Genomic DNA, 22,892 nt, shown 5'->3' on the forward strand with positions numbered 1-22,892 from the left:
GCATTTTCCTTGCGCCGCCCCAACCCATGTCCTAAACTTCCTCCATGACCAGCCGAGAATTAAAACGCGCCGCCATGCTTTTCCTCGCACCGGCGGTCCTCTTTTTTTACCCCTTCCTGAAGGGCAACACCCCGTTCCTGGGGGACATTACCTATTCGTTCCAACCCTGGCTCACGTATGCCGCGCAAGAAATTCAGGCGGGCCGCTTCCCCTTATGGAACCCCTACTCCGCCTGCGGCGAACCCTTTTTCGCCAACCCGCAAACCATGCTGATGAACCCCCTGGCCATCCTGTTTTGGATTTTTCCGTTCCCCTGGGCCCATAACCTCTTTTTGGTCCTCAGCCAAACGCTGCTCTATTTTTTCACGTATTTCCTCGCCCGACGATGGATCGGAGACTCCAAACTCCGTTTCAGCTCCACCCACACCCCCGCGGCCCTGGCCGCGTTGGCGTTCACCTGGGGCGGGTTTGCGGTGAGCCAGTGGGAATTCCCCTCCGCCACCGGGGCCATGGCCTACCTGCCCCTCTTTTTCCTTTTTGGAATAGCCCGGTGCTGGCCTGCCCTTGCGGCCACAACCTTCCTAGCCCTCTCCACGGGCTATATCCAGTTTGTTTATTATGGGGTCTTCCTGTCCCTGGCGGGAACCCTCTCCACCAGCCTGTCCCCCACCCACCCGCCCCCCTGGCGAACGCGTTTCACACCGTTCGTGTTCTGGGCCATCGCCATCGCCACAGGAACCCTTCTCACTCTCGCACAAATTTTGCCTTCGTGGGAAACCACAACCCAGTCCATCCGCACCGCCATGACAATAGGGGAAACCCGCCTCCACCTGCTCACACCGATCTTCCTGGTCAAACTCTGGATTCCCTGGATCACCAACCCTGTCGCCCTGGCGTTCCAGTCCGATCCGTTCGGTGCCGAGTTCTGGCCCATCCAGCGGAGTTGGCTCACGACCTTTTTCCTTGGAACCCCGGTCGTCCTCTTGTCCTTCGCGGGACTCTGGCGAGGCGGATTTCGAAAAACAATGGTCCTCAGCCTCATCGCCGCCGTGTCCGGAATCCTCGCGTTCGGAATCGATCCCTTTTTCGGATGGGCCCGAACCGTCTTACCGGGGTTCCGATACCTGACCCATTTTTCCAACGCTTCTGTAATGGGCCTCCTCTGCCTTGTTCTCTGGGCCACGGAAGGCGCCCATCCCCGCCGAGGGCGGAACCTTCTCCTGTCTCTGATAACCCTCACGCTCCTCAGCACAAGCCTAGCACTGGCTCTTTCGCCCACGGTCCGAACCCAAACCCTCCACGCCCTCCTGGGAATAAGTTCCCTCACCCCCGCCCAAGACCAGTGGGTGATCGAAGCCGGCGGAATCTCCGCAGCAGCAACCCTTTGTTTTGTGGGCGTTTGGCTCTTTTTCCGTCATAAGAGATGGGCCGTCTTGTGGTGTTTCACCTTGTTGGAGTTGTGGACCCTGGGCCGCACCCTCCAACCCTCCGGCCCCGCCAGCCTGTTTCACCGCCCCGTGGGCCTCGCCCACATGATGAAAGATTCCCCTTTCCGCTTTAGCATCAGCCCCGAGACCATGAAAGGATCGAAAATCATGGGCGGCACCAACCTAGTGGACGGATACCATTCTCTCCGCGAAGCGTTCTACCCCAATACCGCCTTGCCTTTCCGTGTCCACCACACCTGGGCTTATGAGGTGTTCGGTTTCCAACGCTTCACCGAATTTCGCCGAAGAATACCCGCGTTGCCGGGGGAAAGCCCCGCGCTCGATTTTTTGGGTGGGGCCCTGGTGATGTCAACGATCTCCCTACCGCCTCCGTCCGTTTTCGTCGGCCAGCGCGATAACGCCCTCTTGTATTCCCGCCCCACCGCACTGCCGCGAGTGACAGTGGTCCCCACCGCCGTGGTCAGGTCCAACGCCGAAGAACGATTGAATTATTTGTTTGGCCCCTGGCGACCGCAAAAGGAAGTGGTTCTAGAAACAAAGGTGCCCCCGTCCTCCGGAACGCCCCAACTCGACGGCTGGAAAGACGAACCGGGCCGAGTCGCTGCGAAAGGAATGGGAAAAGGTTGGTTGGTTTACAGCGGAATCTATTATCCGGGATGGGAAGCCTATGTGAACGGAAAACGGGAACCGATCCTCCGGGCGAACCACGCGTTTCAAGCGGTGGCCACCCCGGAAGATTCCTGGCGCGTGGATATTCTTTATCGCCCCAAACTGTTTCGAGTGGGCCTGCTGATCACTCTCTTGACCGCCCTGGGCTTCTTCCTCTGGGTCGGCAAAAAACTGCACTCCTACAGCGCTGATCTGTAAGAGTTTTCCTTACCCCTGCTCGCCTCCCACCGACCGACGGATCAGGTGCGGCCCGACAAACTGTTTCGCCTCACGCAAAGCCGCCCGCACCACATCTTGAATCGACGCCGAGTGCGTAGGCCCCCCCGGAAACACATCCACAATCCCCGCCTTCAAATTCATTAACGGCCCAGACCCCCGCTCAAACCGTCCCCGCACCCGGTCGGGCTCATCGTACTGCATCATCAACAAAACTTCCGCGTTTTCCAAAACCCGGGCCGCCACCACTTCCGCACGGGCAGGGGTCGACACAAACCCAAAATCGGCGGTGCCGAAATGAGCGGCGATATCGTTTCGGTCGGCCAACTCCAACACCGCGCTTTTAAGGATCATCCCGACCAACCGAATCACATGGTCTCCCCGCTCATAACCGTAAGCCATGTTAAATTCCCCTAACCCCGACACAGCCACCCGCGCAACAGAAAACGGCGCTTTCGCGACCACCCGCCGACGAATTTCCTCCTCCACCGCCACGCCGCCCGGCAACCCCGTGAGCGGGTTTGCCGCCAACCCTTCCCGACTGCGCCGAAGAACACGCCCCACCCGCGCCAACAATTCGAGCACATCAAAGGGTTTGGTGACGTATTCGTCGGCCCCCAACTTAAACCCCGTCACTTTGTCTTTAATCTCGGAAAGAGCGGTCAACAACATAATGGGGATCAAACAGGTGGACGGGTCCTGCCGTAACCGTTGGCACACTTCAAACCCGCTCAACTCCGGCAACAAAACGTCCAGAAGAATAAGGTCCGGCCTCTCGGCCAGCGCCAGAACCAGGGCCGTTTTACCATCGCCGGCAAAAGACACCGCATACCCTTCTTTCGTTAAAAGTAGCCCCAAAATTTTGGACGTTGTGGGTTCATCTTCCACCACCAAAATTCGCGCGGGGGCTTCGGTCATTGCCCGTCGCGATAACTCAAGTAAAGGGACCGCCCCCGACGCACCACATCCAACAAAACCCCGTCTTTGGTGGAAAGGGATTTAACCGCTTTTTGAAAAGCCACCAGCGTGGGCGTGGGCTGACGGTTCACAGAGACAATCACGTCGCCCTGGTCCACCCCCAACCGTTCCGCCAATCCCCCAGGCCGAATCCCGGTCACGAACACCCCGGCGGTCGCCGCGGGCACCCCGAACCGCTGGGCCCATTCCGGCGTCAACGGGGCCACCCGAGCGCCTTCCCATTCCGCGGGTTCAACCTCTTCGTTGGACTCTTCCTCCGTCACTCCCGATGTCGATGATGGGTCTTTTGGCATTTCGGTGGTGGTCAACGTCAAAGGAACTTTCTTCCCGTTACGAATCACATCCATCTTGACCGTTGTTTTCGGCGGCGTGCGTCCCACGAGATCCCGCAAGACAACCGGGTCCGGGGTCGGCTTCCCGTTAAACGTCACGATCACGTCCCCCCGCTTCAACCCGGCTTTTTCTGCGGGCGAGTCCGGCTGAACCATATTCACCAACACCCCCTCGGTCTTCTCCAGTCCAAACTGTTGGGCCATCACGTCGTTCACAGGCAAAATTTCAACCCCCATCCACCCGCGCACCACATGGCCTTTTTCAATCAATTGGTCCATAACTTCTTTCACCCGGTTCGAAGGGATCGCAAACCCGATCCCGGCAAAAACGCCGGTGGGCGCGTAAATCGCCGTGTTGATCCCGACCACTTCGCCGCGAATGTTCACCAACGGCCCGCCGGAATTCCCCCGGTTGATGGCCGCGTCCGTTTGCAGAAGCCCAGAATAAGAAACCCCTTCAATCTGTAAAGACTGCCGCATGGCCGAGATCACACCCACCGTCACTGTTTGCTCCAGCCCAAACGGGCTGCCCACCGCAATGGACCAGTCCCCCACACGCACTTTGTCGGAATCCCCCAACACCGCGTAGGGGAAAGGAGATTTCGGTTCAATTTTAATCACCGCCAAATCCGAACGCGGGTCACTTCCCACCACTTTCCCCACAAATTTGAGTTCCTCCGGAACCTGAAAGGTAATGGTCAGCTCGTCCGCTTCGCGCACCACATGCTCGTTGGTCAAGATGTACCCGCGGGGGTCCACCACCACCCCCGACCCCATCCCCTGCTGCCGCCGTTCGTAGGACCGGGGGGCCGGCCGCCGCCGGGATTCCCGGGGCCTCCCGTAAAATTCCTGAAAGAACTCTTCAAAGGGGTCCCCGAAATAAAATTGGTCCGGCATCGCCCGAACCTTTTCCACATGGGTGGCGGTGATGCTCACCACGGCCGGTTTCATTTGAGCCGCCACCCGGGCAAAAGAGTCTTGCAAATCCAACACGGGCCCTTCCACAGGAACCGGCTCCACCTTTTTCCCTTCTTCGACGGCCGCCGGCCGCCAGGAAGGGGGAATCAAATCACGGATCCCGCTCTCCCCCCGCTGCTCCGAAACCACGAAAACAGAAATAACCAAGATAAAGATTCCCATCAACCACACCAACCGATTATTTTTAGAGTCCGCCATGACCGTCTCCTTTTCTCGGTTTATTCCGCACGCACAAACGGAAGAGTAATGTCTTGCCCCATTTTATAAGCGCCCAACACTCGCCATTGGGAGGATCCCTCCGGCACAATCAAATCGATGTACGGGGGCGCGGGATGGTCCGCCACCGCGCCGCCAAATTGGGCGGATCCCGGTTCCACACCCACCGGCAAAGGGTCCCCTGTGGAGGATCGCCCCATCACCACCACCGCGTAGCCCCACGCTTCCGGTTCCCCGCGAAAATACCGCCGGGGCACCGTCACCGAAAAAGAACGGGCTGTTTTCTTGACCGCTGAAAAAACCGCCACCGGCTGAGCCCCCCTGCGCGAGACGTGCTGGAAAAACCGAGCGCCCCACCCGTCCACCGAGAGCGCGTATTCCCAAGCGTCCAAGGCCTCCGCCATGCCGGGCCGACCCGGTAAAAACTCCTGGGATCCCGCCCCCACCGAATGGTTGATGTCGATGTACAAATCAACCAACGGCAACGAAAACCCCGCCGGGGCCTCGCTCGGGTTCGGGAGCGCTGTAAAGGTAAACGTAAAAGTCACCGTTTCATTCCGAGGATAAACATCAAACGAAACAATGTCCCAGGCCCCCGTTGGAAACTGGGCGCCTGTCGGATAAAAATAATCGCCCGGTCCCCGGTCGTCGTTGGTGGCGTCCCGCCAACGCAACACATCGCCCTCCCGTTCAAAAACGCCGTCGGGTTCGTCCCCATCCGCCGGAACAATTCCCTGCCCCGTAAACCCACCGCGGATCTCCGGGGGCACAGGCACACCGATGATTTGGAACACCTGGGCCAGGGTCGCGGTAAAATCGCGCACCACATCGTTGCCCCGGTCCACGTTCCGTTCCGCCCCCAACCGGAAAAAATAATCGCCGTTCTCCGCGCTGTGAATGGCCCGCTTGGCCAAATCCAACGTTTTCAAATCCGCCGTGCCGGAATTCTGATAGCCGTCCACCGCGAGACGCGTGATCCCCAAAAGGTCCCAGGCCCTGTTCTCTTCGGCGTCCCCCACCCAGGGGGTAAAGTCCACCGGGTCCGGAAACACCCGGTCCACCGTTTCAGGCACCCCCTCCTTTAGAAATTCAGAAAGGAGCACCCAAACCACTGGCCCCTCGGCCAGGGTTTCAACGTTTTCCAAATCCTCGATGGATTCCACTTGCAAGGGCCCCACCGTTCCCGATGACAAGAGAGTTTCCTGCGCGTGCTCCGCAAACCACACCTTCCGCTCCAACGTCCGAGACGGAAACGCCGCCGGCCGAACCACCGGAATTTTAAATTCTTCAATCACCGCGGGGGTCGTCCCCGACGATGGCAAGAGCCCCCATTCGATTTTCAATTTTCGGAGGAGAGGGAATTCGGGCCCCAAAGCCACGCCCCAAGGAAGTTCCATCCCGGCAGGCGAAACCTTCCACCGACGGCGAAACGATTCCCGCGCCAACCCCACCTGGTCCACCACGTCTGAAGGGCGGGCGAACGCCGCGGGCAGGGCCGCCACGGTGGGGGACGAAAGGAGAGCGTTCTGCATGTCCAGGATCAAAGGCAAAACCGGCCGGTCGGGCAAAGTCAAAACCAACTCCACTTGTTTTAAAGAAATCAGTTCGTGGAAGAGCGCCCGCGCCTGACGGGAATTTTCGTCGTCCCCCAAAAACCGCTCGGGGAAAACAGCCGTCACCCGCATCCACGGCCGTTGAGACAAATACCGCGCGGAAGCCAACGGGTCCGTACGAACACCGGGAACCCACACCGCCACCCCCCGACCGCGGCCCTCAGAAATAACGGGAATCTCAACCCCAGGCTCCACGGTTTCTTCCGGGGTTAAAATCACCTCATCACTCACGGGCGGCGGCACCGCCCCAGGGGGCCGCGAGGGCGGCGTCCCACGCCGGGGCACCGGGCCCAAACACCCGGCGAAAAAGATCCCCACCCCCACCAGAATTGGAAAATATTTTTTAGGAAGGGACATGGATTAAAGAAGTCTCCCGGGGGTTCGGTGTTTTCTCAGGATTCGTCGGATCCAGAATCCATTTCCCGTCCACCTTAAACTTGTAGGTGTAACTCCCCGGCAAAAGCGGAACAGTGGATTCCCAAATTCCATCCGAGCCCTTCACCATGGGATTTTTCGAGGCTTTGTAATGATTAAAGGACCCGCCCAAAAAAACTTCCCGGGCCGCCGGGGCCAGTAACCGAAAAGTGATCGGACGATCCACCACGGGGGCCGCGCGAATTTCGGTGGGCGGACGGGGAACCAAAGAGGGTTCCGGCCCCGCTCGTTTCGATAAAAGGGCCGGGGTCAACTCTCGCTTCCCATGAAACACTTGAACACTCTCGATCAACCCGAGGGTGGGATACCACAACACGCCCACCGCCACAAGAATGAAAAGGGCCGTCACCCAAAAAGGTGGCGGCATCCGCGTTGATTCTGGAGATGGAACGGAATGAGTTTTTTCCAATGGTCTAATCCTTTCGAGATAAAAAACGAACCGCCCGAACCAGCGCCTTTTCCGACCCAAACCCGCCGGGTTTGATGGCCACCACGCGGGGCGACTCTCCCACAGACCGACAAACGGGAACCCCGCTCTCAACCGCCGCCACCACCCGCCACCGGGCCGACCGCCACAAACGGGCCAAGGCAAAGGCGGTCTCTCCCCCCGTCACCACCCACCGCCGAATCCGATGAACCTTTTCCATCAACCGAGCCTGCAAAACAACCCGGTGCAAAATTTTCGCTGGCACCCCCCGCTCCAAAGGCCGCTCAATCAGGTGCCACGGGCCCCGCCGCGTCCCGTTCTTCAACCGATCCGCCTGCCGCTCCGTCAACGGGTGCGCGGACCCCACCACAACACCCACCACAGGGGGACCCACCAAGGGAACCGATCTCCCACTCATTTTCCGCGTCACCTTTTTGCCCGCCATCCCGTGGGCCAACGCCGCCGCAAACCCCGCCGACCCGATCGCGCACCGCCCGGCCAGCGCCCGGCGAGCCACCCCCGCCATCTGCCGATCGTTCTCAACGTCGGGCACCCAAACGCGCGCCCGAAAAGGTTCCGGTAGCGCCACAATATCTTCCACCCGGCTCAACCGAGCGGGATGCCGGGGATCCGAACCAAAAGCGGACCGATCCAAAGACACACCCTCCACGAAATGCCGGCCCCCCACCGTGGATCGCCCCATGCGCGGAAACGCCGGCACCAACGGAACCGGCCGGTCCGGCCTCAGCTTTCCCACAAACGCCGCCACCTCAGCGCCCACCGGCCCCCGGAGGGTCGAGTCTATTTTCTTAAAAATAAAGGAAGGTTTCCAGGGGGCCAACGCGGTTAAGGCCCGGCGAACGCGCCGCGCGGCCTCTAAAGGAGGCAGCCCCCGGGATTCCGTGTCCAAAATCCACACCCGCACGCCCGCATCCGGTTGGCGAGGTTTCCCCCCCACCGGGGCCCAAATTTCCGTCGAAAACCCCGCGGCTTCAAACGCCAACGCCACATCCCCCGCCCCCGAAAAATCGTCCGCCAACACCCCCACCCGCCGAAAATCGACCATCCGAAATTTTTAGTTTTCCAGTTGAGGTCTGGCTCGAAACGGCGCGCCCGCGGCTTCCGCCACGGCCCGCACACCCGCCAAATCCACGCCTGGCAACTCCACCCCCGTCACCACCGTTTCTGGGACAGACCGCACGCATTCGCGGATAAACTCTTTCACACTTTCCAAAGCCCCTTCACGAAACTCCGGCCTTGGGCGCATGATCTTGGCGTATTGTTCCGGGTCAACGGTGTTCAAGCTAATGGACACCGCGTCCAAGAAAGACCCCAACTCCGGCGCGATGTTCCGCCCGTTAATCAGGTTTCCCAACCCCACGGTGTTGAGCCGAACCCGCTTGGCTCCCCGCTGGCGAAACGCGGCGGTCAACTCTCGCATCTCCGGTATCCGGTAGGTCGACTCCCCGTATCCACAAAACACCACTTCCCGATACGAAGAGAGGTCCGCCGGGGTGGCCGCCAAAATCTCGGTGACGGAGGGGTCCTCCACCAACTTGAGGTTGTTCCCCCGATACATATAATCCCAAGAGAACTTCACACAAAAGGCGCAGGCGGTTGGGCACCGGCTCGTGAGGTTAACGTAGAGCCCGCCCTCGTATTCGTAAACGGTGACTTGTTTTTTGTCCACGAAATTAGTATATCATTTGAGAACCCCCAACCGGGGCTTGCCCTTTCCCAGTCTTCACCCGCATGGTTTTGAAAGGCGGACGGGACGGGGCTATTTACATTCTCCCTTGACAAATCAACGGGAAATTCTTACTATTGGCGCTCACTATGACAGAGATCGAGAACACATACGCCGTTATCCGCACTGGCGGCAAACAATACCGAGTGATCCCCGGCCAGCGGCTCCACGTGGAGAAACTTGAGCAGGCAGTTGGCGCGGAGATTACGTTCAGCGACGTGCTCTTTTTTAAGGACGGCGACAAAGCCGAAGTGGGCCGCCCCACGGTGAGCGGCGCGGCGGTTTCGGCGAAAGTGGTGCGCCAGTTCCGCGACAAAAAAGTTTTGGTGTTCAAAAAACGCCGCAAGAAGGGTTACAAGAAATTACAAGGCCATCGGCAAAACCTGACCGAGATCTTGATCAACAGCGTTTCCACGGGAGCGTAATATGGCATCCGTAAAATCACAAGGATCCACAACCAACGGGCGGGATTCCGCCGGCCAACGACTCGGCGTCAAATGTTTTGGTGGTGAAAAAGTTCACGCCGGTGACATCATCATTCGTCAACGGGGCACACCGATCGCGGCAGGAAGGAACGCCCTGCGCGGCAAAGACGACACCATTTTCGCGCACATTTCGGGGATCGTCAAATTCGAATATCGCCGAGGCACTCCCGGCCGTCGCGGCGTCCATCGCCGATGCGTGTCGGTTTACCCCGTCGCCGCAAGCGCCTAAACGAGACGGAATAACTTTAGTACCGCCCCAAGGCTCCCCCCGAGCCTTGGGGTTTTGTTTTATAATAAACACGTTAAACGTAACGATTGAGCTGACAAAAGTTCTGCACCGTGGAGGAATGGGAAGAGGGTTCCCTCTCCCGCGGGCGGGAGAGGGGGAGGGAGAGGGAATGTTTTCGACGGGAATCATGCCCTCGTCCGGTTCTTAAAACCATCTTCTCCAGAATCACCGTCGAACCAAACCAAAAGGAAAACCCATGTTTATTGATCGCGCAAAGATCCACGCCATATCGGGAAAAGGAGGCGACGGTGCCCTTTCTTTTCGACGGGAAAAACACGTGGAGATGGGTGGCCCCGATGGGGGATCGGGTGGCAAAGGCGGCGATGTCTGGGTCGAAGCGGACCCCCAAAAGAATACCCTCTACGACTTCACGTATCGACCCCTCTTCAAGGCCGAACTGGGCGTGAACGGAAAAGGCAAACGCCAAACCGGCGCTTGCGGGGAAGATATGATCATTAAGGTTCCTCCCGGCACCCTCCTCTTCCGGGACGGAAAACTGCTGGCCGACCTCAAAGCGCCGGGAGACCGCTACCGGGCCGCCCGCGGCGGCCGGGGTGGCCGGGGAAACACCACCTTCAAAACCGCCATGAATACAGCCCCCCACCTGTCCGAACGAGGTGAACCCGGTGAAGAAATATTTTTGGATTTGGAGTTAAAACTTTTGGCCGACGTGGGGCTCTTGGGCTTTCCGAACGCCGGGAAATCCACTTTTCTATCTGTCGTAACCGAAGCCCGGCCCAAAATCGCTGATTACCCGTTCACCACCCTCACCCCCAACTTAGGGGTCACCACCGCGGGTGGCAAAACGTTCGTCATCGCGGACATCCCCGGTATCATTGAGGGGGCCCACGAGGGGAAAGGATTGGGAGACGAATTTCTACGCCACGTGGAACGCACGCGCGTGCTGATCCACCTGGTGGACGTTTTCGGGTTTGACGGCAAATCCGCGGCCCAAAACCTCCGCGCCCTGAACAAAGAACTGGCGTCTCACTCCGCGCGCTTGGCCGCCACACCTCAAATCGTGGTGGCAACCAAGATGGATCTGACCGACGCCGACAAAGCCCTCGCGGCGTTCCGAAAATCTTTTAAGAAAGAAAAGATTTACCCGCTCTCCTCCGCCACGGGCCAAGGGGTGAAAGAACTCATGCTGGCCGTGGTGAAATCCCTCGACCGAGCCCCCGAACCCGCCACCTTCACGCCGGACATCATAGACATTATTATTGAGCCCGATTTCCGCATCGAACACCCCAGCGAAAACCGCTGGCGCGTGACCGGCAAAAAAATCACCCGATTGGTGGCCATGACCCACTTCGATCAGGACGAAGCCGTGTCCCGATTCCAAAACATATTGATCAAAATGGGCGTAGAGGAATCCCTCGTGCGCGAGGGCGCCAAAACCGGCGACATCGTCTCCGTCAGCGACCACGACCTCACCTTCCGCCCCTCCCTAAAACACCGCCAACGCCCCCCCCAATGACCCTTAAACAAACTCTTTTCCACCAACAAAGAAAAGGAAGGACAGATTCATTTTTTTCCCTCTCCCGCTCGCGGGAGAGGGTGTCCGAAGGACGGGAGAGGGTGGGGGTAGAGCTAAGCGTTGAAGTAAACCAAAACAATAAGACAAAAACCCCATGAAACGCCTCGTCATTAAAGTAGGCACCGCCATCCTCAGCCGCCCCGAAGGTGGCCTCAACCGACCCCGCATTAAAGACCTGGCCCGGGAACTTTCTGCGCTGAAGGAAAAAGGCCACGCCCCCATCCTCGTCACCTCCGGCGCCATCGGCGCCGGCATGGACGCCTTCGGCTGGAAAGAACGCCCCACGCTTTTAAAGGATAAACAAGCGGCCGCCGCCGTAGGCCAGGTGGCACTCATGGAAGCCTATAAAACAGCCTTCACCGGATATGGAACCACCATCGCCCAAATTTTGCTCACCCGTTCAGACCTGGACGACCGTGAACGTTACCTCAACATTCGCAACACCTTAACCGCTCTTTTAGATCGGGGCGTCATTCCCATCATCAACGAAAACGATACGGTCGCCACGCAAGAAATAAAGTTCGGCGATAACGATACCCTCTCCGCCCTCGTGGCCGCAAAAGTCGATGCCACGAACCTCTTCATTCTGACCGACGTGGACGGCCTCCTCACCAGCACCGGGTCCGACGGCCACCTTCTCCCGGAAGTCTTCCAAGTGACTCCCGACATCGAGGCCCTGGTCCAGGCCGGCACCGGGTCCACCAAAAGCGTCGGGGGGATGGCCAGTAAATTGGCCGCGGCGCGCCTAGCCATGGCGTCCGGTGTCGAAGTGTGGATTGCCTCCGGCCGCAAACCCGGCATCGTCAACGACATTTTGGAGGGAAAAGGCGTCGGCACCCGTTTCGTCCCCAGCCCGGAAGCCCTCTCCGCCCGGAAACGCTGGATCGCCTTTGGCCGAAAGGTAAGGGGCACGCTCCATATTGATGAAGGCGCCGTGCGGGCCCTGTCCGAAAACAAACGAAGCCTGCTCCCGTCCGGCATCACGAAAGTGGAAGGGACCTTTAACGCCGGCGACACGGTCAAGATCCTCACCCCAGAAGGAAGAGAACTCGCCCGGGGCCTAACCGTTTTCAGCGCCACTGATTTAAAGAAAATCAAAGGCCGCCGTTCAATCGAAGTGGAACCCCTCTTAAACCGCCCCGCCCCCGCCGAAGTGATCCACCGCAACAACCTCGTCATTCTTTAACGCCCGACACTTTCCCCGCTTCGCCATCGTCTATAATAGAGACCGATGACGACCGACCCTTCCGACAGCGACCTGATCACCACCCTTCTCGCCGGACAAACGGACGCTTTCGCCACGCTCGTCCACCGCCATCAAGACCGCGTCTATGGCCTGTGCCTGTCCCTCACCAAAAACCCCACCGACGCCGAAGACGCCGCCCAAGAGGTTTTCCTAAAGGTGTACCGACGACTTAAAGAGTTCCGTTTTGAATCTTCGTTTAGCACCTGGCTCTACCGGGTGGCGTACCACCACACCCTGGACCTGTTAAAAGCCCGGTCCCGCCGCCCCGCCGAATCCCTCGACGCCCTCATGGAAATTAAAGGAGAATTCGTCACCGAAACTCTGCCCAGAGAACCGTCCATGGCCGCCGAACAAGCCCGACAGATTTTAGATTCCCTCCGCCCGGAAGACCGCCTGGTTTTGACACTGCGAGAAGTCCAAAACCTCACCTACGACGAATTAGCCGAAACCCTAAAGATATCCCTAGACGCCGTCAAATCCCGCCTGCGGAGAGCCCGGGAAACCCTTCGAATGAAATCCCGACACTTTCCCCCCACCCCCGTCGTCCAAGGAAGTGGAGAAACCCGATGACAATGAGCCCGCACTTCCCCATGGAAAAGATGGACGCCTACCGCGACAAAGAACTCCCCCCCGCGGAACAGGAAATTTTGGGCCAGCACCTCACCCAGTGCCCCGCCTGCCAAGAAATATGGGCCGAAATTGAAACCCAGGCCGCAATATTCAATGCTTTCCGCGAAGCCAAAGCGCCACCCCATTTCACAGAAAAGGTAATGACCAAAATCCAAGCAGAACCCACTCTTTTCGCCCGTGTATGGAACGCCCTTTGGCCCAAACCCGCTTTCGCCCGATGGACCCTAGCCAGCGGCCTAGCCCTAGCCACAGCCCTAACCCTCTGGCTCCCCCCCCGCGCCACCCCCCCACAACAACTTTCCTCCCACCCCCAAACCTCCCTATCGATCTATCTAGCCGACACCACCACCGCCGAAGAAGAACTCCAACTCGGCACAACGATCGAAGCGTATTTCCTCTAATCACCCCCAATTCTCCGCAACAAATCCCGACACTTTTCCCCCACCGTCGTCGTCCAAAGAAACGAAGACAAAATCCTTTAAGGAGAAACCAATGCTTAAAAAATACAGCGGCGTCATGGTCTTGTTCCTCCTCGCGGGAACCCTGGCCACGGCCAAGGGCCCCGGCGAGTGGCACGATCGGGAAGGAATGCGGGAGGAGATGAAAACGGAGTTGGGCCTAACGGACGAACAAGAAATGAAATTAGAAACCCACCGCATCGACCAACGGGCCGCCATGGAAAAACTCTGGTTGGCTGTTAAACAAAAACGGGAAGCGTTAAAAATCGCCCTAGAAAAACCCAACCTAGACAAAGGCGAAGTGCGAAAACTGAACGAACGTTTAAAAGACACCCAAAACGACCTGGCCGACCAACGCTTGGAAGGCATCCTCTACGTCCGTTCCGTGCTTAATCCCGAACAATTCCAAAAGTTCCTAACCCTCCGCCCCGACCCCAGAAAGCGAAACAATAAAGAGGGCAAACGACACGGAAACCGAGACGACAAGAGCGAATCAAGAAGAGGCGACCGCCCCCGTCGTTCCGAATACAAATCCGATCGACCCGATGCCCCCCCCAACGCCATGGACGAAGACCCCATGGAGCCCCCCCACTAATGTCCACTGGGGTCAAGTCTTGACTTTCTCTTTTCGATCAAAAGGCGAGCCCATTATCCCGGAAAATATCGGTTACGAAACTCCGCGTCAGTGATCTTTCCTATGGCCCAGCCAAAGAGGTGTTGGGGAAACAGATCCTGTTACACTTCCCACAACGTAGACATTGCCGCGGAGGTCGTTCGTCACGTCTGTCGCGGTACACGGCACACCATTCGGGCAAGGGGAGATTTGGAAGTGGTCGAGAACAAGCCCAGGGTCAAAAACTCCTAAGAATCGAGCCATCGTTCCGTTTTTTCTTTGTAAACCGTGACCCACCAAGAAAATTCTGCCCACCTCACGAAACTTCGCAATAGGGGTCAAGTCTTGACTTTCCATTCTATCCCATTGGCCAGCCCACCCCTTGATTACCCTTGAGTCCTCAACGAAAGCAGTGCGGTCCGATCCCCCATGGAAGACCCGCGGAGGGCGCCAAGCGATCCATTGACTGACCCAATCACACCCCTCAAAAAAGTGGTAACGTAGTAGAAATCTCAGTCACAGAATCCATCCACCCACCGATATTAAAGGGTTCGAATTTATGCCAGGACGCTACAAACAACAGATGCGGGGTTTAGCCCGCTCAATGCCCCGCCCTTTCTCCGCCCTCCGGGACGTGTTCCGAGAAGGTTATAAATCTAGCGATCTTCGTTCCGACCTCATGGCAGGTCTGGTGGTGGCCATGGTCGCGATCCCGCTGTCCATGGCACTGGCCATTGCCAGCGGTGTTCCTCCTCAAATGGGACTGTACACCGCCGTGATAGCCGGCGGCGCCGTTGCTCTCTTGGGAGGCTCCCGGTTTCAGGTGACCGGCCCAACCGCAGCGTTTGTGGTGATCCTGCTTCCCATCGTTCATCGGTTCGGACCGGCGGGCCTCTTAATGGCGGGTCTCCTCGCTGGAATTTTGTTGATCCTCATGGGCGTCATGCGCATGGGGCGTTTGATCCAGTTCATTCCCCACCCCGTAACAACAGGTTTTACGTCGGGAATTGCGGTGGTGATCGCCACGCTCCAAATCAAAGATTTTCTGGGCCTCCAGATGGACATCATGCCCGACCACTACCTCGACCGGTTGGGCGCATTGATCCTCGCCCTCCCGACCTTCTCCTTGGCAGAATGCGCCGTGGGGACATTCACCTTGATCCTCCTGATCGTCTGGCCACGACTTTCAAAAAAGATTCCCGCCCCCCTGATCGCCCTTACAGCGGCGGCCGTGGCGGCGGTTTTTGCGGAAAAATTCGTTCCAGGTTTCCAGGTGGCCACCATCGGCTCCCGCTTTTCGTTTGAGGTCAATGGCCTCTTGACCCACGGCATTCCCCAAACTGCCCCCGTTTTTCACACCCCCTGGACACTTCCGGGCCCCGGCGGACAACCCCTTCCCCTCACCTGGGAAACACTTGAAGCCTTGCTGCCATCCGCTTTTGCCATTGCCATGTTGGGGGCCATCGAATCGCTTTTGTCCGCCGTAGTGGCGGACGGCATGGGCGGCACCCGTCACGATCCCGACGCCGAACTTTTGGCCCTGGGCACTGGGAATCTCTTATGCCCCTTTTTCGGTGGCATTCCCGCCACAGGTGCCATCGCCCGGACAGCGGCCAACATCCGATTCGGGGCGAAATCCCCAGTGGCGGCCTTCAGCCACGCGCTCTTCATTTTGGTGGCCGTGCTTACCGTCGCCCCGCTCATTTCCTATTTGCCGATGGCGTCCTTAGCGGCGCTCTTGATGGTGGTCGCGTATAACATGTCGGAGGTGAAACACTTTAAACACATCCTCCGTGTGGCCCCCAAAAGCGACGTGGCTGTCCTCCTGACATGCTTCGGGTTAACGGTCCTGTTTGATATGGTGAAAGGCGTTAGCGTGGGCATTGTCCTGGCCGCTTTTCTCTTTTTGCGACGCATGGCCGCCCTTTCGTCCGGACGTGCCCTGTCGGCATCCTCTCACGGAGGGACCATCCCGGACCCATTACCCAAAGGGGTGTTGGTCTATGAAATTGCTGGACCGCTTTTTTTCGGCGCCGCCGAACAAGCGGTCCGATCGCTCGAACTGGTGGAAAAACATGTGCGGGTGTTGGTGTTCCTAATGGAAGATGTTCCGGCCATGGACATCACGGGCCTGGTGGCCCTGGAAAGCGCGGTTGAAGACCTCATTCGAAACGGACAGCGGGCCTTTTTTGTGGGGGTGCGTCCCCAACCAGCAACGGTCATGCGCCGTTCCCCATCATTTAAGGACCCCTCAAAAACTCTTTTCTTCCCCACCCTACCCCACGCCCTGGCCGCCGCCAGCCAGGAACAAAAGGAGAACGAATGAATAAAACCCGTCACCGGGTCACCGCCATCCCAGGGGACGGTATCGGCCCCGAACTCATGGCCGTCACTCGCCAGGTCCTCGAGTCGGCGGAAGCCCCCATTTTGTGGGAAGAAGCCGAAGCGGGCGCCGATGCGCTCCTCAAACGGGGAACGCCTCTCCCCGATGAAACCCTGTCCTCCATCCGCCGGAACAAAGTGGCGCTTAAAGGCCCCGTGACCACCCCCATCGGGACCGGATTTCGGTCGGTCAATGTGTCGCTCCGACAAGAGCTTAATTTGTATGCCTGCGTACGCCCCTGCCGATCCCGCCCCGGTGTCCCTTCCCCCGCCGGGAACGTGGACCTGATTTTAATCCGAGAAAACACCGAAGACCTCTACGCCGGAGTGGAATTTGCCGCAGGTTCTGTTGAGGCCGAATCCATTATCCGCCGATCGGAAGGAAAAATCCCAATGGATTCGGCGCTTTCTGTTAAACCCATGTCCTGGAAAGCGTCCGAGAGAATCGCCCGATATGCCTTTGAACACGCCATCGCCAAAAATCGCCGAAAAGTTACCGTGGGCGCAAAAGCCAACATCATGCCCGCCACCGACGGTCTTTTTGTGGAAGCGGCCCGATCCGTGGCGGCACAGTATCGCGGCCGGGTGGCCTTCGAAGAACAACGGGTGGATGCCCTCTGCCTGCAACTCGTCCGAAACCCCGAAAGCCATGATGTCCTCTTACTCCCGAACCTCTATGGCGATATTTTGTCGGATCTCTGCGCGGGCCTGGTGGGCGGTCTTGGCGTCTGCCCCGGCGCCAATATCGGTGACGACATGGTCGTTTTCGAACCCGTCCACGGATCCGCCCCCGCCTTCGCCGGCAAACACCGCCTCAACCCCGGGGCCCTCCTCCTCTCCGCCGTCATGATGTTGGAACATTTAGGTGAAACCCAAACCGCCCAGCGCATCGAACAAGCGCTCGGCACCGTCCTCGCTGAAGGCACCCAAGTCACCTTCGACCTGAAATCAGATCCCACCGACCCCTCCGCCGTAACCACCGAACAAATGGCCCAAGCCATCATTCAAAACCTCTAGGGGACGTTTTCAACCGAACCAACTAAGTTGCCTTTGATGGTTGAACTTTTTATCATTTGCCCATGCCTCGACGCGCAATCTTCGATGAGTCCTTTCACGTGATTTACCGAGAAAAAGAACGGCGCAATTTTTGCTCGATTAGTTCCAAACACATTGCGGGGGTCCTCTCCTTAGTCGCCCTGTTTCTCTTTTCAGGTTTCCCCGCCTTGGCCTATCACCCCTCCTTAAAATGGAAAACACTGAACACCGCCCATTTCGCCATCCACTACGACGCCTCGCTCGAGGAACAAGCCCAAAAAGCCGCGGCAATCAGCGAAGAAGCCTACACAAAGATTACCCGCGATTTTGATTGGAAACCCCACGGCCGCACCCAGATGGTTCTCCTCGACGAGTTGGATATCGCCAACGGGTCCGCCACCCCGTTTCCCTACAACGCCATGACCCTTTACCTCCCGGCGCCCGACCCCAACGGCCAATTGGGAGATACCGACGATTGGCTCCGCCTCGTGATCACCCACGAATACGCCCACATCGTCCATTTGGATATGGCCATAGGCCTCCCAAAGATTTACCGGTCTGTTTTTGGTCGAACGTTCAGCGGCATAGTCCCGTTTTTACCCTCAGCGTTTCCCAACCTCTCCGCCCCGATCTGGATGGTGGAAGGCTACCCCACTTACATGGAAACCCGCCATTCCTCCGCCGGCCGTGGCCGCTCCAGTTTTTTCGATATGATGCTCCGTTGCGACATTTTGGAAAACCGCTTCCGCTCCCTGGGCCAAATGACCGATTGGCAAACCGCCTGGCCCGGGGGAACCATCCGTTACCTCTACGGAGAATCTTTTCTTAATTCAATCTTCAACGAATTGGGAAAAGAAACACCGGGCCGCCTGGCCCAAATCCACGCCGAGCTTCTGTTCCCCGCATTGACCATCAACGCCGCCCCAGCCCGCTTCGGCCGAACCTACGAAACGCTCTACCAAAAATGGAACCGCCAACTCCAAACAAAATACAAGACTCAGTCCAACAAAATTCAGGAGAAACCACTTCGAACCGGACTCCCCCTCACCCAAGACGGATTTTCAAAAGAAGGCCCCCGTTTTTCCCCTAACGGGAAATGGATGGCCTACACCGAAAACAACGCCAACCGCACCCCCGGCCTCCGCCTGATCGACCGCTCGTCAGGAAAGATTCGCACCGTGGCCGAGGGCTGGATTGACGGTCGACTGGATTGGTCCCCCGCCAGCGACCAAATCCTGTTCTCCCGACTGGATTTTTTCGGAGCCTACCGTTTGCGCCGCGACTTGTACCTGTATTCTCTTAAAAACCGCCGCGTCCACCGCCTCACCCGGGGGGAACGGGCCCAAGACCCCGCCTGGAACTCCGACGGCACCGCAATCGCCTACGTCCGATTAAAACCGGGTGGCCATGACCTCATGACCATGGACCCCAAAACTAAAACAATAAAACGCCTCCTGGAAGGCCAAAACGGAACCCAATTCAGTCGCCCCGCCTGGTCACCGGACGGCCGCGCCCTGGCCTTTTCCCGGTGGACAAATGACGCCCACCAAGACATCGTCGTCTATTGGCTGGAAGAAAATCGCATGGACGTTTTAACCAACGACCGCGCCCTCGACCTAGCCCCGGCGTGGTCCCTGGACGGAAAAACAATTTATTTTTCGTCAGACCGAACCGGCGTCTATAACCTCTTCGCCTTCTCACTCCCCACCCGTCAAATCACCCAAATCACCAACGTTCTGGGCGGGGCTTTTTTCCCCGACCCCTCACCCCAAGGCGACGCGTTGGCCTTCACCCACTATTCCAGCCAAGGGTTTGATCTTCATACCCTGCCCCTTTCAGAATCTCTCAGAGGAACTCCTCCCCCCTACAACGACCCCCACCCGCCATTGCCACCGCCGCCTCCCACTCCGGCAACGGAAAAAGCGAAGCCTTTTTCCCGGGCATCCACGTTGCTCCCACGGTTTTGGTTTCCCAACTTTACGGGAGGCATCCTTTTAGCCGGGGTGGATCCCCTAGGCGAAAACGCCTATTCCCTCTTAACCTATAACGGTCCCAGCTACGAAGCCGCCTGGTCCAACCAAAGCTTTTACCCCCTGCTCCATTTTAACGCCTGGGACATTTCCCGCCGCGTCCCACTCTTCGGCCGAGGCTATTCGCTGAAAGCCGAACTTCCGCTCCCCCAGGTGTTATCCGCCCAATCCTTTTCACTGGGTGTCGAAAAACGCACTCTCGATCTCGACCGTTCGAGACGGGAAGAAGGCCGAGCGATCCCCCTCAACTATCCCGCCCAACAAACTGGCGTCACAACCGACTGGGCGTTCACCAACGCCCGCGTCTATGGGTATTCCGTGTCCCCAGAAAAGGGCCGCTCCCTTTCGCTTAACGGATACCACCAAGAGAAAACCAAATCGTTCTCCACCCTCCGGGCCTCCTGGGCCGAATTCTTTCCCGGATGGGGCCGCCACCACGCCCTGGCCCTCGGTGTCCACAGCGGTTTCGGAAACGCGCCCGTCTTCGATTCGATGGAGGGCCCCACCACACAACTGCTGTCCGCCACCATGAGCCGATACTTGGCGGCCCATCGCCCCGGGTCCCCAGCCGTCCCAAGGTCCACGTCCATGACCACGAACCTCCTTCCTCCCTTGAAAAAAGATGATCTGGGTTTTTTTAATTCCTATTCAGAAATCAACCTGTCGTATTATTTCCCCATCGCCTATGTGGAGAAAGGCCCCCGCACCGGATTCTTTTTCCTGGACCGGATCTACGGCCATCTTTTCAGCGCCACAGACCGCCATTGGGCCTCCCCCAGCACCCCTTCCGCCACCCGCACGTTTGTGGGTGCCGAAGTCGGTTCCTGGTGGGGCGTGGGCTACCTCATTCCGCTCACCTTAAGCCTCGACGTCCAAAAACAAATCACCAACGGGGACCCCATCTCCGCCCACCTCCGATTGGACCTCCTGTGGCTCTAACCGACACTTTTCTGTTTGTGGTATCGTCTAATCAGTAGGTTTTAACATACAGAAAGGGGAGGATAGAATGAACCAATCGTCATGGATGTGTTGGGGAATTGCTCTTTTGCTCGCGCCGGGTGCTGTCTTCGCCGAACGCGGCGCATCTCGGGAAGAAAGGAAAGCCCTTCGCCAAGAACATAAAGTCGCCCGCGAAACCCATCGAGCGGAGCAGAAAACAGAAAACAAAGAATTCCGAGAAAGCCTTAAAGATAAATCCCAAGAGGATAGAATGGACGCTATTAAAGCCCACCGGGAACAACAAGTCCAGGAAAACAAAGCCCTCGCCGAAAAAACGTATCAAGAGAACCACGCCCTGTTGGAAAAACGCTTAGCCGCCAACTCCAAACTAACGGATCAACAAAAAACAGAGCTCATCAAAGAATTCGAACAACGCCACGATGAAAACGTCTCCTACCGGGACGAACGCCATAAAGCAAATCTCGCGTTCTTCGAAAAGGTCGCCAACGACACCTCCCTCACCCAAGAACAAAAAAAGGCCGCGTTGAGAACCCACCGAGAAGAACAAAAATCAAAGAACCAGGAACACCGCCAAGAACAACGAAAGGAAGGAAAAGAACTCCGTCAAAAGATCCGTTCCGAAACCAAAACTCCCTAACGATTGATCCGAACAAGAAACATTTCCCAATAGCCCTCTCTCGATACCCCGCTAAAGGGGTGACCCTCTCCCGCTGGCGGGAGAGGGTCAGGGAGAGGGATTGTTCTTAACACCCCCCCTTCCGGATCTCCATCCCCAACCCAACCGCCCCCCAATAGATAATGCCCCCAAACCCTATTCCTTTATTCTGGATTTCCCCACTGGCAGACGAAAGTTCAGGTCCACATAATTGTCGCTCTTCGACCCCGTTTGCCCAACCAAATACCATTGGGGGGAAAGACTGTATTCCCCTTTCAGCACCTGGCTGGCGGATTCGTCAGCAATGTAACTGAAACTTAAAAAGAGTTTGGATCCCCAATACCGGCCCACGGTCCATTCGGTGCCTTTGTCGGTCGGAGAAACCCGGACCACGTCCAAGTCCAACACATTCATCCCCGCGGATCGAATTTCCCGTGTCAGAAAGTCGCTGGCCCACCCCGCCGCCAAATCCGCCGCTCCTGACGAGCTTTCCCCCGCCCCTTGTCCCGGAGCTTTCCCAATAGCCAGCAACGCCAAGATGTCCGGCTCCGGAAGCGGCGGCGTCGATTGAAAACGCAACTCCGGCCGCCGGGCCGTACCCGAAACGTTTAATTCGATCAAATAGTCCCGCATTTTATGAAGGGCCCGCAGTGTGACCTGGGGGTTCAGTTCCGTTGGATCCGTAAAAACGAACTCCCCCGATTTAAGAACAAAATCTTTTCCGTAGGCGTCGTAATTCCCTCGAACGATTGAGACGACCCCGGTCACCCCAGGGATACGATCGCCTCCTTCTTTCGAAACCACCACATCGGCCTTCGTCTCCACTTTCGTAAGACCGTCCCGATACCACACATTGTTTTTCCACCCCGTGTTCACGTTCAATTTCAGAATGTCCCACAGGTGGAGAAAGGTCTCGTTGGTTTCCTTCTCAGGCTCTTTCGATTTCTTTTTTTCCACTTCATAGGTCGCTTCCGTAACAGGAATGTCCCCCGTGAGCACCGGGTGCGAAAGCGTCCCACCCACGTGGAGGTTCAGATCCGTTTTCATCGCCAGTCGGCGAGGCACCCGGAAAGAGATATCTTTCCCCTCTATATCGAGAGAAAGGTTCGGAAGAAAACTTTCGCCTGAGAGACGGAAAAAGCCTTTCCCCCATTTCGCACGGACCTGACGAACCCGCAGACGCTGGTTCCGCAACTCCAGATCCAGCCGAAGGTCACTCACATCCACCTCCGCCAGCGGTATTTTGAGCGAAGGAACACCCCCCACCAACTCCCCTTCAACGGAAAGATTATTCTTCTTCCCCACCACCCGTCCCCCCACACGCAGAAATCCGCCCGGGCCCACCTTCACATCAGGATTTCCTTTCAATAGTTTCGCAGGATCCAATTCAAGGGGATCTAAAGACAAATCCATGGTCTCCTGACCCCCAGCGCCAATCACCCAGGCCCACGGGAGTGACCCGTGAACACGCAACGCTGGCAGGGCTTCGCTTTTCACAAGAATTTCCGGTAAG

19 protein-coding genes are annotated in these 22,892 nt (G+C 57.7%); 12 read left to right on the plus strand and 7 right to left on the minus strand.

What is annotated here, in order from left to right; translation table 11 throughout:
* Nucleotides 1–44 precede the first annotated feature (44 nt).
* Nucleotides 45–2,315 carry a YfhO family protein gene (locus tag JNK54_01585; protein ID MBL8022963.1) on the plus strand — a complete coding sequence of 757 codons (2,271 nt, stop codon included), beginning with the start codon at nucleotides 45–47 and terminating at the stop codon, nucleotides 2,313–2,315.
* Nucleotides 2,316–2,324: 9 nt separating this feature from the next.
* Here JNK54_01585 and JNK54_01590 read toward each other — a convergent pair whose 3' ends face one another.
* Genes JNK54_01590 through JNK54_01615 form a run of 6 tightly spaced genes read right to left on the minus strand, consistent with a single transcriptional unit; the run spans nucleotide 2,325 to nucleotide 9,002 of the window.
* Complete coding sequence (locus JNK54_01590; GenBank protein ID MBL8022964.1) at nucleotides 2,325–3,251, minus strand: response regulator; 927 nt, start codon at nucleotides 3,249–3,251, stop codon at nucleotides 2,325–2,327.
* Nucleotides 3,248–4,819 (minus strand): Do family serine endopeptidase, encoded by a 1,572-nt coding sequence (locus tag JNK54_01595; protein MBL8022965.1) that lies wholly within the window; start codon nucleotides 4,817–4,819, stop codon nucleotides 3,248–3,250. Before JNK54_01595 ends, JNK54_01590 begins: the two co-directional genes overlap by 4 nt.
* A 20-nt stretch (nucleotides 4,820–4,839) precedes the next feature.
* The gene (locus JNK54_01600) at nucleotides 4,840–6,807 is read right to left on the minus strand and encodes a hypothetical protein (GenBank protein ID MBL8022966.1); all 1,968 of its coding nucleotides are present in this window, start codon (nucleotides 6,805–6,807) and stop codon (nucleotides 4,840–4,842) included.
* Complete coding sequence (locus tag JNK54_01605; GenBank protein ID MBL8022967.1) at nucleotides 6,794–7,252, minus strand: glycogen-binding domain-containing protein; 459 nt, start codon at nucleotides 7,250–7,252, stop codon at nucleotides 6,794–6,796. Before JNK54_01605 ends, JNK54_01600 begins: the two co-directional genes overlap by 14 nt.
* Nucleotides 7,253–7,298: 46 nt before the next feature.
* A complete protein-coding gene (locus JNK54_01610; GenBank protein MBL8022968.1) occupies nucleotides 7,299–8,378 on the minus strand; it encodes a hypothetical protein in 1,080 nt (359 codons plus the stop codon).
* A 9-nt stretch (nucleotides 8,379–8,387) separates the two neighbouring features.
* Nucleotides 8,388–9,002, minus strand: coding sequence for a radical SAM protein (locus JNK54_01615; protein MBL8022969.1), 615 nt, complete (start codon nucleotides 9,000–9,002; stop codon nucleotides 8,388–8,390).
* A gap of 146 nt (nucleotides 9,003–9,148) precedes the next feature.
* On the opposite strand from JNK54_01615, the gene rplU reads away from it, so the two are divergent.
* From rplU to JNK54_01670, 11 genes are all read left to right on the plus strand, one after another.
* On the plus strand, nucleotides 9,149–9,484 hold the full coding sequence (gene rplU / locus JNK54_01620; protein MBL8022970.1) for a 50S ribosomal protein L21: 336 nt from the start codon (nucleotides 9,149–9,151) through the stop codon (nucleotides 9,482–9,484).
* Between the two features lies 1 nt (nucleotide 9,485).
* Complete coding sequence (gene rpmA, locus JNK54_01625; protein ID MBL8022971.1) at nucleotides 9,486–9,773, plus strand: 50S ribosomal protein L27; 288 nt, start codon at nucleotides 9,486–9,488, stop codon at nucleotides 9,771–9,773.
* 256 nt (nucleotides 9,774–10,029) lie between these two features.
* Complete coding sequence (obgE, locus tag JNK54_01630) at nucleotides 10,030–11,310, plus strand: GTPase ObgE (protein ID MBL8022972.1); 1,281 nt, start codon at nucleotides 10,030–10,032, stop codon at nucleotides 11,308–11,310.
* A 154-nt stretch (nucleotides 11,311–11,464) separates the two neighbouring features.
* A complete protein-coding gene (proB, locus tag JNK54_01635; protein ID MBL8022973.1) occupies nucleotides 11,465–12,556 on the plus strand; it encodes a glutamate 5-kinase in 1,092 nt (363 codons plus the stop codon).
* 45 nt (nucleotides 12,557–12,601) lie between these two features.
* Complete coding sequence (locus tag JNK54_01640; protein MBL8022974.1) at nucleotides 12,602–13,186, plus strand: sigma-70 family RNA polymerase sigma factor; 585 nt, start codon at nucleotides 12,602–12,604, stop codon at nucleotides 13,184–13,186.
* Nucleotides 13,183–13,647: a zf-HC2 domain-containing protein gene (locus tag JNK54_01645; protein ID MBL8022975.1), complete on the plus strand. Its 465-nt coding sequence runs from the start codon at nucleotides 13,183–13,185 to the stop codon at nucleotides 13,645–13,647. Before JNK54_01640 ends, JNK54_01645 begins: the two co-directional genes overlap by 4 nt.
* Before the next feature lie 91 nt (nucleotides 13,648–13,738).
* Nucleotides 13,739–14,299 carry a periplasmic heavy metal sensor gene (locus JNK54_01650; protein ID MBL8022976.1) on the plus strand — a complete coding sequence of 187 codons (561 nt, stop codon included), beginning with the start codon at nucleotides 13,739–13,741 and terminating at the stop codon, nucleotides 14,297–14,299.
* Nucleotides 14,300–14,876: 577 nt separating this feature from the next.
* Nucleotides 14,877–16,643: a C4-dicarboxylic acid transporter DauA gene (gene dauA / locus JNK54_01655; protein MBL8022977.1), complete on the plus strand. Its 1,767-nt coding sequence runs from the start codon at nucleotides 14,877–14,879 to the stop codon at nucleotides 16,641–16,643.
* Nucleotides 16,640–17,716, plus strand: coding sequence for an isocitrate/isopropylmalate dehydrogenase family protein (locus JNK54_01660; GenBank protein ID MBL8022978.1), 1,077 nt, complete (start codon nucleotides 16,640–16,642; stop codon nucleotides 17,714–17,716). The genes dauA and JNK54_01660 overlap by 4 nt, the downstream gene beginning before the upstream one ends.
* Nucleotides 17,717–17,778: 62 nt before the next feature.
* The gene (locus JNK54_01665) at nucleotides 17,779–20,703 is read left to right on the plus strand and encodes a TolB family protein (protein MBL8022979.1); all 2,925 of its coding nucleotides are present in this window, start codon (nucleotides 17,779–17,781) and stop codon (nucleotides 20,701–20,703) included.
* Nucleotides 20,704–20,770: 67 nt separating this feature from the next.
* Nucleotides 20,771–21,361 (plus strand): hypothetical protein, encoded by a 591-nt coding sequence (locus tag JNK54_01670; GenBank protein ID MBL8022980.1) that lies wholly within the window; start codon nucleotides 20,771–20,773, stop codon nucleotides 21,359–21,361.
* A 174-nt stretch (nucleotides 21,362–21,535) separates the two neighbouring features.
* Here JNK54_01670 and JNK54_01675 read toward each other — a convergent pair whose 3' ends face one another.
* Nucleotides 21,536–22,876: a translocation/assembly module TamB domain-containing protein gene (locus tag JNK54_01675; GenBank protein ID MBL8022981.1), complete on the minus strand. Its 1,341-nt coding sequence runs from the start codon at nucleotides 22,874–22,876 to the stop codon at nucleotides 21,536–21,538.
* Nucleotides 22,877–22,892: the final 16 nt, after the last annotated feature.

The sequence above is a fragment of the Elusimicrobiota bacterium genome (assembly GCA_016788905.1).
Lineage (GTDB): Bacteria > Elusimicrobiota > Elusimicrobia > FEN-1173 > FEN-1173 > JADKHR01.

Excerpts from the sequence above, each read along its gene's own strand:
- JNK54_01595 (MBL8022965.1), bottom strand. The coding sequence starts at position 4,819 with ATGGCGGACTCTAAAAATAATCGGTTGGTGTGGTTGATGGGAATCTTT.
- JNK54_01585 (MBL8022963.1), top strand. The coding sequence starts at position 45 with ATGACCAGCCGAGAATTAAAACGCGCCGCCATGCTTTTCCTCGCACCG.
- JNK54_01670 (MBL8022980.1), top strand. The coding sequence starts at position 20,771 with ATGAACCAATCGTCATGGATGTGTTGGGGAATTGCTCTTTTGCTCGCG.
- JNK54_01600 (MBL8022966.1), bottom strand. The coding sequence starts at position 6,807 with ATGTCCCTTCCTAAAAAATATTTTCCAATTCTGGTGGGGGTGGGGATC.
- JNK54_01665 (MBL8022979.1), top strand. The coding sequence starts at position 17,779 with ATGCCTCGACGCGCAATCTTCGATGAGTCCTTTCACGTGATTTACCGA.
- obgE (MBL8022972.1), top strand. The coding sequence starts at position 10,030 with ATGTTTATTGATCGCGCAAAGATCCACGCCATATCGGGAAAAGGAGGC.
- rpmA (MBL8022971.1), top strand. The coding sequence starts at position 9,486 with ATGGCATCCGTAAAATCACAAGGATCCACAACCAACGGGCGGGATTCC.
- proB (MBL8022973.1), top strand. The coding sequence starts at position 11,465 with ATGAAACGCCTCGTCATTAAAGTAGGCACCGCCATCCTCAGCCGCCCC.
- rplU (MBL8022970.1), top strand. The coding sequence starts at position 9,149 with ATGACAGAGATCGAGAACACATACGCCGTTATCCGCACTGGCGGCAAA.
- JNK54_01640 (MBL8022974.1), top strand. The coding sequence starts at position 12,602 with ATGACGACCGACCCTTCCGACAGCGACCTGATCACCACCCTTCTCGCC.
- JNK54_01650 (MBL8022976.1), top strand. The coding sequence starts at position 13,739 with ATGCTTAAAAAATACAGCGGCGTCATGGTCTTGTTCCTCCTCGCGGGA.
- JNK54_01660 (MBL8022978.1), top strand. The coding sequence starts at position 16,640 with ATGAATAAAACCCGTCACCGGGTCACCGCCATCCCAGGGGACGGTATC.
- JNK54_01605 (MBL8022967.1), bottom strand. The coding sequence starts at position 7,252 with ATGCCGCCACCTTTTTGGGTGACGGCCCTTTTCATTCTTGTGGCGGTG.
- dauA (MBL8022977.1), top strand. The coding sequence starts at position 14,877 with ATGCCAGGACGCTACAAACAACAGATGCGGGGTTTAGCCCGCTCAATG.
- JNK54_01645 (MBL8022975.1), top strand. The coding sequence starts at position 13,183 with ATGACAATGAGCCCGCACTTCCCCATGGAAAAGATGGACGCCTACCGC.
- JNK54_01590 (MBL8022964.1), bottom strand. The coding sequence starts at position 3,251 with ATGACCGAAGCCCCCGCGCGAATTTTGGTGGTGGAAGATGAACCCACA.
- JNK54_01610 (MBL8022968.1), bottom strand. The coding sequence starts at position 8,378 with ATGGTCGATTTTCGGCGGGTGGGGGTGTTGGCGGACGATTTTTCGGGG.